The sequence below is a fragment of the Aeromonas sp. genome, from assembly GCF_050633025.1.
GTDB lineage: Bacteria > Pseudomonadota > Gammaproteobacteria > Enterobacterales > Aeromonadaceae > Aeromonas.
The window spans coordinates 46,936-60,211 of the sequence record NZ_JBODRQ010000005.1 but is presented as its reverse complement, the minus strand read 5'-3'; the positions used below and the strand labels follow the sequence as shown (position 1 = coordinate 60,211).

The following is a 13,276-nucleotide window of genomic DNA, read 5'->3' as shown; positions in this document are numbered from 1 at the left end:
TCTTCAGTGAAATCCTCAGAATAGTAGGCCAATTCAGATGAATTTTTATCTTGCTTTTCAATTTCTAGCAAAAGCACACCATTTTCAAAAATGGTTATATTATCACTTCCTTCTTTGAATTCAACTTTCACAAAAACCTCCAATAACGCATAATTATTTTTGTACAGAAATGTTCCACTTTATAACGAACGCCTGTTTTGTATATATCAAACTCATTTTTAATACATCTAAAAAAGCTGACATTGCAAAGCCCTACCCTAATCTACTTGGTTCATAATACAAATATGTAAAACCTTTACTTCTTCCTTTATTAGTGTCCATATTCTTCTCTTTCATCTTCTGGATGGCTACAGAAGGGGGGGCGCTCCTTGCACGCAGCTTTATAACTGGATTAAAGAAAAGGCTGGTCTCAAGCCATTAAAAACATAGAGATCCTGATAAATAGGGTATCAAACGCAAACCATTTCAGTCAGCAAATTTTATCTGGCTGACGTCATTTATTTTTTATAAAAATCAGTCTTGTAAGACGAACGAAGAGAGGATATGTAGTAGTGACTGGAGCAGCGGGTATTGCTGATAACGATCGCATCGTTCAAGAACAGGAAAAGAACATGGCGACCAAAGCCGATTAATTCTGCGCTTTTTCATTACCCCTTAGGGGTGTAGATTGGCTGAGGGGCAAACGTTGCCCCCTCTCTTTTTTCATGACTGCCCGTGGTGTTCCGCGAAGCAATCTTTCGCCGATATCGCGGGTGGCCTGAGCCAATCAGGAGTATTCATGTCCGATCTGACCCTCTTTTTCGCTCCCGGCACCTGTGCCATGGCCGTGCAGATTGCCCTGCTGGAGGCGAATACTCCGTTTACTGCCCGCCAGCTCAATCTGGCTGCCGGTGAGCAGCGTTCGCCCGAATACCTCGCCATCAACCCCAAAGGACGGGTGCCTGCCCTTATCACCGAGCAGGGCACCCTGACCGAGACCCCGGCACTGCTGCTCTATGTGGCGCAGCGCTTCCCCGCAGCCAAGCTGGCGCCGCTGGACAACCCGTTCCTGCTGGCCCGCATGCAGGAGGTTAACAGCTTCCTCGCCTCCACCGTGCATGTCTCCCACGCCCACGGTCGCCGTGGCAACCGCTGGGCCGATGACGAGCAGGCCATTGCTGCTATGCAGCAGAAAGTCGCCAGCAATATGCGCGATGGCTTTGCCCAGATTGAGCAGCACTATCTGGCAGGCCCCTGGGTGCAGGGCGAGCAGTTCAGCGTGGCGGACATCTATCTGTTCGTGGTCGCGGGCTGGCTGAAAAGCGATGGGGTCGAGATCAGTGAATTCCCCAAGGTTGCCGATCATTATCATCGCATGCTGAGCCGTCCGGCGGTCGCCAAGGCACTGGCCAAGTAACCGTTCACCGGCAGGAGCTTGACGCAGACAATTCGGCTGGGATGGGGTAATCCGTTTTCTCGATGCAAGCCCGAACGATGGCGCGCAGCCACTCCTGGGGGCAACAAGCCAAGCGTTTGGCTGTCTCCACCAACGACAGGATACGCTGGCGAAACAACTCACCACGATGTGAGCACACGCCGTAGCTCCCTTTGCGCCACAGCACATAGCCGCGCAGCGCTCGCTCGGCCTCATTATTCGTCAGCGGAATATCGTCATCACTCATAAACCGCCACAGCATCTCGTCATCCTTGATGAGCCACTCGCAGCGCCCCCGATAGCGCTTCGAGCAAAGCAGCCCTCCTTGCTCTCACTGCTTTAACCAGCTCTGCCGATAACGCCTGAGCCGGTGTTGATAGCGCTCTCTGCTCAAGGCCCCATTCTCATAGCGATGGCGAACCCGAAAGACACTGTTGGCCAGCAGTACCAACCTGGCGCCGATGGACTGATTAACCTGCTCACCACTTTGGGCGATGGCGACCACATTGCGAAGCACATGGGCCCAACAGAGTTGGCGCGGATCCGCATCGACAAACCGGTAGCCAGCATACTGGTCCGTCACCAGCACGCCGGCCAACTCTGACCCCAGCAGACGCTTGGCGGCATCGATACCACGGCCGTAGGCGGTCATGAAGCAGACTGCTATCTTGCTCAGAGCCATCCACATCCAGCGCCACTCACCACCCCGTTGATGGCGGGTCTCGTCGGCGTGGATAAGTGAGGCCGACTGGACCTGATGCTTGATGGCTTGGTGATTCGGCGTCAGCATCGCACTGACCCGCCCTTGTGCTTCGCTGATGGCCCCGCGACTAAAAACCAGACCAAAGTGTTGCTTCAGTTGCTGTTGTATCTGGCTGACGCTCTGATGGAACTGACCACTTTGCAGCGCGATATAACTGAGCAGGTTCGGGCCCATCTGAGTGTCGCTGACCGAGTCAGGCAGTGCAGCATCCACCGTGTGAATGCACCGGGTACAGGTGGAGCGAAACAGCTGATGCTCGGTGACGAAGCGCTTCGGCATGGCGCTCACGCGCCTCCTTGAGAGTGACATCACCATAAGAACCGAGTGACATCCTGCGGGCCCGCTGGCCGTGCCGGTACCGATACTGAAAGCTGATATTCCCGGATGGGCTGATGCGGGCAGACAGCCCCTGTCCGCCCGGCAATTCATTAGGCCCGTCATATGGTTTACCAGCAATCTTGCGAAGCTTTACGTCACTCAATGCCATGGCACTGTTCTCGCCTTGTGTACTGTGTCCATGGTACACACTTTGGTACACAATTTTAAATACACAAGGCAGAGCCAACTTGAACAGCTTGGAACAGAAATGGCACTTTCATCGTTAAAAAAAACAATGAGTTAGAGTGCTAAAAAAAATGGAAATAAACAGGATTTATCGGGAGTGGTGACTACTACCAAAGGTCACATGCGGGATGGAAAATAAATTCGAAATGGGTGATGTTCTGGTTCTCCACAGCACTTTGCGAAGACGGCCTGACACGTAAACAGCATGTCTAAACGTGACAAACCAAGCCAAAACGGCCCCATGCTATCAAAACTCAGGCGCGCTGTATCGGATTTGCAGATATTTTATGGGCCCAAATGAGTCGCTTTCCGACTATTCAGCAAGCAGCGGCTGCCAGTTGAAGTCAAAGTCACTGCTCCCCTCCTCTGCCAGCGCCAGCTCTTGCAGCACCTGAAGCGCCAGCTTGTTGCCCTTTTGTGCCGCCTGATAGAGCCACTGTTTCGCCTGAGGCAGGTCGACTCTGCCGCTGACCCCCATCAGATGAAGTACGCCGACTTTCAGCATGGCGGGGACGTCACCATTGCGAGCAGCAAGCTCCATCCAGCGAAAGGCTTGACGCAGATCCCGCTTGACCCCAGCGCCACGCAAATAGGCATCCGCCAACCGATATTGGCCAAAAGGATCACCCGCCTGCGCCGACTGACGATAGAGCGTGATGGCCTGATGGATATCCTGCTCGTTCCCCTGCCCCACTTCATAGCTCCAGCCCATCAGCGCCAGTGCCCTTGGTTGCCCTTGCTCGGCCAGCGGCGACCAGATCCGGGTGGCCTCATCAAAATGACCAGTGCGCCAAGCACGGTTGGCCGCAGCCATCTCCTGCGCGGTAGAGAGCGGGAGCAGGCGCCAGATAACCAAGGCAAGCAGGCCGATAAACAGCCAACGGGAAATAGTGGGGCTCATGAAAATTGCCGTGATCAAGTTCGCATTTCTTTTATTTATATGAAATGTAGTCACCGGATCAAGTCAAAGATGCCCTGCCGATGCAATTGAACATCGGTGAGTGATGACCACAGCCAAGTGTCAGAAGTGCGACAGCAGGGGCAGATAGCACGGTGCAACTATGGCATAGCCACAAAAAATACCGCCCGATCTGTTGACCGGGCGGCATCGGCATCACGAAACCTGTTATGAGTGCGACAGATCAACCAAACAGATGATGGCTGATGATGAACAAGCCGCCTGAAAGCAGCATGGTCATCGGCAGGGTCAATATCCAGGCCATCAGGATCGTCTTGATGGTTTGGCTCTGCAGGCCAGCTTTGTTGGCAATCATGGTACCCGCCACCGCAGAAGAGAGAATATGGGTGGTGGACACTGGCATGCCTGTCAGGCTGGCGACGCCGATAGAAGTCGCAGCCGTGATCTGGGCTGCAATGCCCTGACTGTAGGTCATGCCGGTGGTGCCTATCTTCTCGCCCACTGTATGGACGATACGACGCCAGCCCACCATGGTGCCACAACCGAGCGCCAGTGCGATGGAGACGATCACCCAGGTCGGTGCGTATTCAGCGGTGGCGGTCAGATCTTTGCGCCATTTGGCCAGATCAGTCAATTCCTTGGCCGGCAGCGGCAACTTGGCGACCTTGCGGGCGGTGTCATCGATACAGAGCAGCAGACGACGAACTTCGCGGCGATCAGTCAGGCTCAATTCGTCATAAGTGCGCACAGCACCCAGACGGGCATCCAGGGTGGCCATCACCTGCAACGCGCTATCGGCGGAGCAGTGGGTCATCAGCTCTTCCTGAGCCGTTGTAGGAGCAGAGAAGTTGATAATATCCGCGAGGGCGGGCTGGTTGCGCTGATAGATCTCCATGATGCGATGGTTGGCATCCTGAGTCCGGTCCAGATCATAAGAGCGGCTGTTCATGTCCAGCGCGAAATAGGCTGGCGCCATACAGATCAGCACCAGCATCACCAGACCGATGCCCTTCTGGCCATCGTTGGAGCCATGCACGAAGCTGACGCCCATGGCCGAGGCAACCAGAGTCAGACGCGCCCAAAATGGAGGGTGTTTCTTGCCATCCACCAGTTGACGCTCTTCCGGCGTTTTGTGGATCTTGTTGCTGGTCCAGATGCGCTTCATCGCCAGCAGCAGCAGCGCCGCGATGACGAAACCTATGGTGGGAGAGATGATGAGGGAAAGCATGATATCGATCGCTTTACCTACGTTGATCCCCTGTGTCACCGGTTTATGGCTGATCCAGGCATAGGCGCCGCCTACCCCCAGAATGGAACCGATCAAGGTATGTGAACTGGAGGCCGGGATCCCGAAGAACCAGGTACCCAGATTCCACACAATGGCGGAAAACAGCAAGGAGAAGACCATGATCAATCCTTGGGAGGAGTCCATCCCAAGTAGCAGGTCGATGGGCAGCAAATGAACGATGGCATAAGCCACACCGAGACCGCCGAACATGACGCCAAAAAAGTTGAAGATCCCCGATGCAACGACCGCCAGGTGAGCTGGCATCGCCTTGGTATAAATAACCGTTGCTACCGCGTTGGCGGTATCGTGAAAGCCGTTGATAAATTCATAGGCAAGCACAAAAAAAACGGCCAATACCAAACCGATTGACCACCACAAACCCAAACCACTAAACATTTCAAACATAAAAAAAAGCCTGTTTATGAGTTGCGGCGGATTATGCCAGATGGCGGCCCACACCATAGCCACCCTTGAAATATTTCAGCCATAAAAAAAAAGAGCTTTTTGGAAAAAAATATCCTATAGCCAGCATTTATGCGACTTGCCATTGATTAATTAAAGCCATCGGCGATTGGAAAAGAAGAGAATAAACGCTCATTATCAGACCAAAAATTTCATTTTTATGACACTTTTATGACAGAAAAATGGGCTGGAATGGTGATAAAACGTACCACTCCCGCCGAACTCATCCGACTAGATCACCAATGCCATACCCGTTTGCTTCCATATGCAAAAAGGGAGCACCTTCTGCTCCCTCGAATCGTTGCTGTGCGGCCTGTAATCAGTCCTGATTGATGCGGCTGGCAACGGCACCCTGCTGGCTCTTGTACTTGGCATTTTCCCGCTTGTTGTAGGGGCGAGCAGCAGCGCCCGAGAGCATTTCGAAGTTCAAGGCGCCGATCTTCATCTTCGGACGCAGCGCCAGCGGCAGTTTGCCGCCGTTGTAGAACTCCAGCACGATGCGACCGGACCAACCCGGATCGATCCGGTGCGCCGTCACGTGCACCATCAGACCCAGCCGCGCCAGTGAAGAGCGGCCATCAAGCCAGCCGACGATATCGGCAGGCAGGGTGACGGATTCGTAGGTCACCGCCAGCGCCAGCTGACCCGGGTGCAGATAGAAGGCTTCACCATCGGGGATGTGGATCTCGTCACTCATCACCCGGTCGATGGCATCGGCCATCTCGCTGCTCGGGCCACTCAGGTCGATATAGGGCGCGGTATGATCGCGAAACACACGAAACTCGTTACCCAACAGCACATCGACACTGACACCACTGATCCGCTCTACCCCAGGCCGTGGCTCAATGACTATCTTGCCTTCATCCAGATGGCGTTCAATATCGGTATCACACAGACGCATTGGGCGACTCTCCTGACAAATTGTGCTTTTAAAAAAGCCGGGCATCACCCGGCTTGTTTCATCTTAACCAATCAACATGTGGCGGATACGCGCCTTGAGCATGTCGATGGCGATGCGGTTCTTGCCACCACGGGGCACGATCACATCGGCATACTGTTTGGACGGCTCAATGAACTGCAGGAACATCGGACGCACCGTCTTCTGATACTGCTTGAGTACGGAGTCCATGGTACGGCCACGCTCCTGCACATCACGCACCAGACGACGCAGCAGGCAGATGTCGAGCGGGGTATCCATGAAGATGGAGGCATCCATCAGATCCCGCAGACGGCTGTCGGTCAGCAGCAAGATCCCTTCCAGAATGATCACCCGGCGCGGCGCAAACGGGGTCACGTCGCTCATCCGGGTGTGTTCGGTATAGGAGTACTGGGGGATGGCAACCGCGTCACCTTTGACCAGCTGGCTCAGGTGCTGCACCAGCAGATCGTGATCCAACGCATTAGGGTGGTCATAGTTGGTCTTGACCCGTTCTTCCATGGTCATGTGGGTCTGATCACGGTAGTAGCAATCTTCGGTGATCACACCAATCTGACCTGCGCCCAGTTCGGCCACAAGCTCTTCATAAATGGTCTGGGCTATAAGACTTTTGCCAGACGCAGATGCGCCCGCAATACCGATGATCACACACGAATGTTGAGTATCAGACATGACAAATACCTAAAAGAGAAGAGCAGTGGGGATGGTTTAAACCGATCCATTATATAAAAAAGGGTGGGTCATTCCCACCCTCAATTCCCTTTCAAGTGACCGACCGCCGATTATTCATCCAGCGCTATGGCATAGAGGGGGGTCGCAATCGGTTTTGCGCTGAAAAAGAGTTCAGCCCCAACCCTGCGTGCCAGCTTCAAATAGGCCTGAGCGAGGCTTCCTTCCGGTGCGCCGAACACCGTCGGGCAGCCATCATCCATGTGTTGGCGGATGTCGATGTGCAGCGGCAACTGGCCAAGCAGCGCCACTTGATACTGCTCTGCCATCTTCTGGCCGCCACCAGTACCAAACAACGGCTCATGGTGACCGCAGGCGCTGCAGACGTGGTAACTCATGTTCTCGATGATGCCAAGCACCGGCACATTGACCTTGTTGAACATGGCGATCCCCTTGCGGGCATCGGCCAACGCCACATCTTGCGGGGTGGTGACGATCACCGCCGCCGAGGTGGGCACCTGCTGGGCCATGGTGAGTTGGATGTCGCCAGTACCCGGCGGCATGTCTACCACCAGATAATCCACCTCGCCCCAGCGGGTCTCATGGAGGATCTGCGCCAGCGCCTTGCTCGCCATCGGGCCGCGCCAGATGGTGGCATCCTGCTCGGCCACCAGATAACCGATACTGTTGCTCTTGAGGCCACAGGCCATCACCGGCTCCATCAGCTTGCCGTCATGGCTGACTGGGTGCTCCTTGAGGGTACCCATCATGGTGGGAATGGAAGGGCCATAGATATCGGCATCGAGAATGGCGACCCGCGCCCCCTCTTTTTGCAGGGCCAGCGCCAGGTTGACCGCAGTGGTGGATTTGCCCACCCCCCCCTTGCCGGAGGCGACCACGATGATGTTGCGAATGCCCTGCACGGCATTGAGGCCCTGCGCCCGCGGCATGCTGGCGACGTCAATCTCCAGTGCCCAGTCGATACGGGCGGCACCGGTGGCGCTGCGCAGCCTGGCATCGTAGTTCTCTTTGAGCTGATCGAGCAGCGAGAGACCGGCAAACGGCAATACCAGCCGGATAGTGAGCCCCTGACCCTGATTGATGATCTCGCGAACGAATCCGGCATCCACCAGATCCTTGTGCCAACCTGCTGGCTTAAATTCGGCGAGGATCTGTTTTACTGAATCAATCACCATTAACTCCTCATTATCTTGTCATTATCTTCTCATTATCTTGAGGTGAACGGTTACCGCACACAAATCAGTGGGTTGCCTGCGGTACAGATGGTGCATCCGGCCAAGCCCGGCACAGCCACAACCCTAGGCAGGCTACCCCCTATTCGGGTAACATGCACGGCACTCTATCATCCAAACAAGCACATCAAGAACGTAATATGGCAACTGATCCTCGTAAAATGCTGGTAACCTGCGCCCTCCCCTATGCCAATGGCTCCATCCATCTTGGCCACATGCTGGAACACATCCAGGCCGATATCTGGGTTCGTTATCAGCGAATGCGCGGTCATCAGGTGCACTTCATCTGTGCCGATGATGCCCACGGCACCCCGATCATGCTCAAGGCACAGCAAATGGGGATCACCCCGGAAGAGATGATTGCCGCTGTCTCCAAGGAGCACCAGGCCGACTTCGCCGGGTTCAACATCAGCTTTGACAACTATCACTCCACCCACAGCGACGAAAACCGCGAGCTGGCCACGCTTATCTATGGCCGCCTGAAAAATGGTGGTTTTATCAAGAGCCGCACCATCTCCCAGCTGTTCGATCCGGAAAAATCGATGTTCCTGCCGGACCGCTTCGTCAAGGGGACCTGCCCCAAGTGCAAGTCTCCGGAGCAGTATGGCGACAACTGTGACAGCTGCGGTGCCACCTACAGCCCGACTGAGCTTATCGATCCGAAATCTGCCGTCTCCGGTGCCACTCCGGTAATGAAGGACTCCGAGCACTTCTTCTTCGACCTGCCGCAGTTTGAAAAATGGCTCTCTGAGTGGGTGCGCGGCTCCGGCGCCATTCAGGAAGAGATGGCCAACAAGATGCAGGAGTGGTTCGAAAGCGGCCTGCAGCAGTGGGACATCACCCGTGACGCCCCCTACTTCGGTTTTGAAATTCCCAGCGCACCGGGCAAGTACTTCTACGTTTGGCTCGATGCCCCGATCGGCTACATGGCCTCTTTCAAGAACCTGTGCAACAAGCGTGGCGACATCGACTTTGACAGCTACTGGAAAGCGGACTCCAACGCCGAGCTATACCACTTCATCGGTAAAGATATCGCCTACTTCCACTGCCTGTTCTGGCCGTCCATGCTGGAAGGTGCCAACTTCCGCAAGCCGACCAAGGTCAACGTGCACGGGTATGTGACCGTCAACGGCGCCAAGATGTCCAAGTCCAAGGGCACCTTTATCAAGGCATCCACCTACCTGAACCACCTGGATCCGGAGTGCCTGCGTTACTACTACGCCGCCAAGCTCAACAGCCGCATCGATGATCTGGACCTGAACCTCGAAGATTTCGTGCAGCGCGTCAACGCCGACGTGGTCAACAAGCTGGTTAACCTGGCGTCGCGCAACGCCGGCTTTATTGCCAAGCGCTTTGGCGGCAAGCTGGCAGCAACCTGCGCCGAGCCCGAGCTCTACGCCGAATTCGCCAATGCCCGTACCGCCATTGCCGAAGCCTATGAGAGCCGCGAGTTCAGCCGCGCCATCCGCGAGATCATGGCGCTGGCCGACAAGGCCAACCGCTATGTGGATGACAAGGCTCCCTGGGTTATCGCCAAGCAGGAAGGGGCTGACGCCGAGCTGCAAGCGGTTTGCTCCGTCGGTATCAACCTGTTCCGAGTGCTGATGGCCTACCTCAAGCCCGTCATGCCGCTGCTGGCCGAGCGTGCCGAAGCCTTCCTGGCCGAAACCCTCAGCTGGGATGGCATCGAAATGCCGCTGGTCGGCCATACCGTTGCGCCGTTCAAGGCCCTCTTCTCCCGCATCGAGCCGGCGAAGATTGAAGCCATGATCGAGGCCTCCAAGGAAGACCTGGCCAAGGAGCAGGCACCGAAAGTGACCGGTCCGCTGGCTGATGACCCCATCAGCGAAACCATCAGCTATGACGACTTTGCCAAGATTGACCTGCGGGTGGCACTGATCAAGAAGGCCGAAGCGGTACCGGAAGCCGAGAAGCTGCTCAAGCTGCAACTGGATATCGGCGGCGAAACCCGTCAGGTGTTTGCCGGTATCAAGTCCGCCTACAACCCGGAAGATCTGGAAGGCAAGCTGACCGTGATGGTGGCCAACCTGGCCCCGCGCAAGATGCGTTTCGGCATGTCCGAAGGCATGGTGCTGGCCGCAGGCCCGGGCGGCAAGGATCTCTGGATCCTGGAGCCGCAGGAAGGCGCCCAGCCGGGCATGCGCGTCAAGTAAGCGCATCGCTGACTGCGACCACCGCCAGATAGAGAAGAGAGGCCAAACGGCCTCTCTTTTTTTGTCTCAGCTGTTTGGCCTGGATAGTTTTTGTAGATGCTGGTTGCGGATGACTTCCACAGATTGCGGTCTCGGGGCTATCCACAACAGGGATTCGCGGGCGATACATTTTGTTCTGAATACCTGACCAGCCGACTTGGCATGTCATTCATGTTGTGGCCTGCCAGCATCGCCAATTTGAGCGCCACCAGCTCCGCCTGCTGGCAGTCCAGTTGACGCAAACGGGTGGTGATCTTCCCCTTCAACTGCTGCCGCAGTTTCGTCTGCTTGCGGGTGTTCCCCTGCTCTGCTCGCAACCTCCGCCACCATTGACGCCAATCCTGCAACTGGCCGAGTCGCTCCTGCCAGTGAGTCAGAGTGCTCAACCAGCCGGGATCTCCACTGCCCAGATCCAGCAACAGTTCCACGCCATAACGGGCCTGCTTGATCTCGAGGCGCAGCCGATGCCAGCGGCGCAACTGTTGCTGACGGGAGCTGGCAGATTTCCCAAGGCAGGGAATAGGTTCATCGAGAGCGCTCTGCGCCTCATCAAGGCGCAGGGCCAGATGCTGTTGATAGAGGAACGCCAATGCCCGCGCATCCTGCACCTGCGCCACCGCCGCAAGCCAGCGGGCCAGTCGCCGCGACAACAGAGGCACGCGACAAGCCGATTTGTGGGTATTGCCCGTGCTGGCAGGCGGCTTGCCAAAACGATCGGCGTAGACCTGAGCATCCCGCAGCGCCGAGAGCCGCCCGACCGAGCGCAGCAGACGCCGCTCCAGCTCGGGGTGATAGATGAGTGACCGCCACAGGGCGAGCAGCGCCAGCAGGCGGCGCGCCGCGATGCGATAGCTATGCACGGCCGGTTCGCAGGCCTCTTCGCGCACCGCCCGCGCCGCCTCCTGATAACGGGCGACCCAGCTTGTTGCCTGAATCAGCAACAGACCGTCCTTGTCAGCGTCCATTTCGTCCCCGCCCCTTCAGTTGGTATGAAAGCCCTGACCGATGGGCGGCAACGCCTCTTCATACTCCATCCGGGTCACCCTAGCGGTGCGCGGGCCATGCTCCAGCCAACCCAGCATCATCTGCACCCCCTGCGCGGGGCCGCTGATGAGGATCTCCACCGAGCCATCCTCCAGGTTGTAGGCATGGCCCCGTAAACCCAGTTGCAGCGCCCGCTCACGGGTGAAATAGCGAAATCCCACCCCCTGCACCTGCCCCCACACCCGAATAACAAACGATTGCTCTCCCATTTCTCACACCTTCTGCTTAAGAAAAAAATTCCCGAGACGATAATGTGCCCGACACTCTATCTCTGCAGGATGCAGCTCCATTATGAAAGAAGTTAAATTCCGGTGGGTTGACCGCTATCTCATTCACCTCACCATCAGTGAAAAATTCCATATCGCCTTCTGGCTTCCCCTGCTGATCATCGCTTTTCTCAGTTGGTATCTGCTGGCAAACAGCCACGATCAGGAGATAAAACTCAAGATTGAGCAGTTGCAACAACGGGTCGATACCACCGCACAAATGGTCAGCCAGCAGCCAACGCTCACTCTGCCAGCCGATCTGCGCCTCCAGCCACAAGGAGTGAGCGGGCTCGAGCAACAGGGCGACCGCTACCGCTTCACAGCGCCAGCGGGTCAGGCTGGCTATGTGACCGGCGAGCTCGACACCAGTACGTTCTCAATGTGGGATGATCAGGGCACCACGCTCACCTTGATCGGCGCGTTGGCCGCCCTGATGGCGTTGGTGATCCACTACATGATGACTTTTGTCTCCGGTGCGCTTTACTCCACCAACAAGGCGCTGCAAACAGTGGCGGACGGGGATCTCACCTTCCGTCTCAACTTCTTCCCGGTGCGGGACGAGTTCTCCACCCTAGCTGGCAGCATCGACCGCTTTACCGAGCGCCAGCACCAGATCGTCAAGCTGGTGGAAGAGTCTGCCGAAGCGCTGACCATGGCCGCCGACGAGTTTCGTGACCATGCCCGCGAAGGCGAGGCTATGGCGCGTTCCCAGCGCCAGCACATGGATTCACTGGCCACCGCCATGGAGCAGATGTCGGCAGCGATCCGCGAAGTGGCGCGCAATGCCAACGACACCCTGCAGCAGACCCGCCAGTCGAGCGAAGAGGCGGCCAATGGCGCCAACCGGGTAGCCCGCACCATAGAGGCGATCCGCACCCTGGCCGATGAGATTGGCAACGCCTCCGGCGCGGTCGAGCGCCTGACCCACAACGCCAACCGAATCAACGAGGTGGTCAACGTCATCAACGCTATCTCCCAGCAGACCAACCTGCTGGCCCTCAACGCCGCCATCGAAGCGGCCCGTGCCGGTGAGCAGGGGCGCGGCTTTGCTGTGGTGGCGGATGAAGTGCGTACCCTCGCCAGCCGTACCCAGCAGGCAACGGTCGAGATCCAGCAGATGATCGAGGAGCTGCAGACCGGTACCGGGGCGCTGAACGAGATCATGGAGAAAACCGTGGGGCGTGCCGCCAGCAGCCAGCAGCTCATCAGCGAGGTGGGGCTCGATATAGAGAAGCTGAGCAACCACAGCGATGCGGTGCTGGAGATGAGCACCCAGATCGCCACCTCGAGCGAAGAGCAGAGCTCGGTCGCCGCCGAGATCACCCACAATCTGGATCAGGTGCGCCATGAAGCGGCGCAGGTGGAGGAGTCCGCCAGCGCCTCGGTAGCCGGCACTCAGGGGCTCAAAGCCACTGCCAACGAGCTGACCCAGGCACTCAAGGGGATCACGCTCTGACCCTTGTCGCGAACAGAAGCCATCTCAT

The 13,276-nt window shown here is 56.7% G+C and carries 11 protein-coding genes and 1 pseudogene; 3 read left to right on the top strand and 9 right to left on the bottom strand.

The window, feature by feature from the left end; translation table 11 throughout:
- The first annotated feature begins 778 nt into the window (after window positions 1-778).
- Window positions 779-1,396: a glutathione S-transferase family protein gene (locus tag ACRAUW_RS01500; protein ID WP_431360884.1), complete on the top strand. Its 618-nt coding sequence runs from the start codon at window positions 779-781 to the stop codon at window positions 1,394-1,396.
- Between the two features lie 4 nt (window positions 1,397-1,400).
- Here ACRAUW_RS01500 and tnpC read toward each other — a convergent pair.
- The 7 genes and pseudogenes from tnpC to apbC form a co-directional block, all read right to left on the bottom strand.
- Window positions 1,401-2,486, bottom strand: a pseudogene (gene tnpC / locus ACRAUW_RS01495) (IS66 family transposase).
- A complete protein-coding gene (locus ACRAUW_RS01490) occupies window positions 2,371-2,664 on the bottom strand; it encodes an Arm DNA-binding domain-containing protein (protein ID WP_431360883.1) in 294 nt (97 codons plus the stop codon). The pseudogene tnpC and the gene ACRAUW_RS01490 overlap by 116 nt, the downstream one beginning before the upstream one ends.
- Before the next feature lie 390 nt (window positions 2,665-3,054).
- A complete protein-coding gene (locus ACRAUW_RS01485) occupies window positions 3,055-3,642 on the bottom strand; it encodes a tetratricopeptide repeat protein (protein WP_431360882.1) in 588 nt (195 codons plus the stop codon).
- A 241-nt stretch (window positions 3,643-3,883) separates the two neighbouring features.
- Entirely contained in the window at window positions 3,884-5,353 is a 1,470-nt protein-coding gene (locus ACRAUW_RS01480) for an inorganic phosphate transporter (protein WP_431360881.1), read from the bottom strand.
- Between the two features lie 376 nt (window positions 5,354-5,729).
- The gene (gene dcd, locus ACRAUW_RS01475; protein WP_025326971.1) at window positions 5,730-6,311 is read right to left on the bottom strand and encodes a dCTP deaminase; all 582 of its coding nucleotides are present in this window, start codon (window positions 6,309-6,311) and stop codon (window positions 5,730-5,732) included.
- 63 nt (window positions 6,312-6,374) lie between these two features.
- The gene (gene udk / locus ACRAUW_RS01470) at window positions 6,375-7,019 is read right to left on the bottom strand and encodes a uridine kinase (RefSeq protein ID WP_431360880.1); all 645 of its coding nucleotides are present in this window, start codon (window positions 7,017-7,019) and stop codon (window positions 6,375-6,377) included.
- 110 nt (window positions 7,020-7,129) lie between these two features.
- On the bottom strand, window positions 7,130-8,212 hold the full coding sequence (gene apbC / locus ACRAUW_RS01465; protein WP_431360879.1) for an iron-sulfur cluster carrier protein ApbC: 1,083 nt from the start codon (window positions 8,210-8,212) through the stop codon (window positions 7,130-7,132).
- 197 nt (window positions 8,213-8,409) lie between these two features.
- On the opposite strand from apbC, the gene metG reads away from it, so the two are divergent.
- The gene (gene metG, locus ACRAUW_RS01460) at window positions 8,410-10,443 is read left to right on the top strand and encodes a methionine--tRNA ligase (RefSeq protein ID WP_431360878.1); all 2,034 of its coding nucleotides are present in this window, start codon (window positions 8,410-8,412) and stop codon (window positions 10,441-10,443) included.
- Between the two features lie 137 nt (window positions 10,444-10,580).
- Here metG and ACRAUW_RS01455 read toward each other — a convergent pair whose 3' ends face one another.
- Both ACRAUW_RS01455 and ACRAUW_RS01450 read right to left on the bottom strand, forming a co-directional pair.
- A complete protein-coding gene (locus ACRAUW_RS01455; protein WP_431360877.1) occupies window positions 10,581-11,447 on the bottom strand; it encodes a CHAD domain-containing protein in 867 nt (288 codons plus the stop codon).
- Window positions 11,448-11,462: 15 nt separating this feature from the next.
- A complete protein-coding gene (locus tag ACRAUW_RS01450) occupies window positions 11,463-11,735 on the bottom strand; it encodes an acylphosphatase (protein WP_431360876.1) in 273 nt (90 codons plus the stop codon).
- An 82-nt stretch (window positions 11,736-11,817) separates the two neighbouring features.
- Here ACRAUW_RS01450 and ACRAUW_RS01445 point away from each other — a divergent pair, with 82 nt between their 5' ends.
- Entirely contained in the window at window positions 11,818-13,248 is a 1,431-nt protein-coding gene (locus ACRAUW_RS01445; RefSeq protein WP_431360875.1) for a methyl-accepting chemotaxis protein, read from the top strand.
- The last annotated feature ends 28 nt before the right edge of the window (window positions 13,249-13,276 follow it).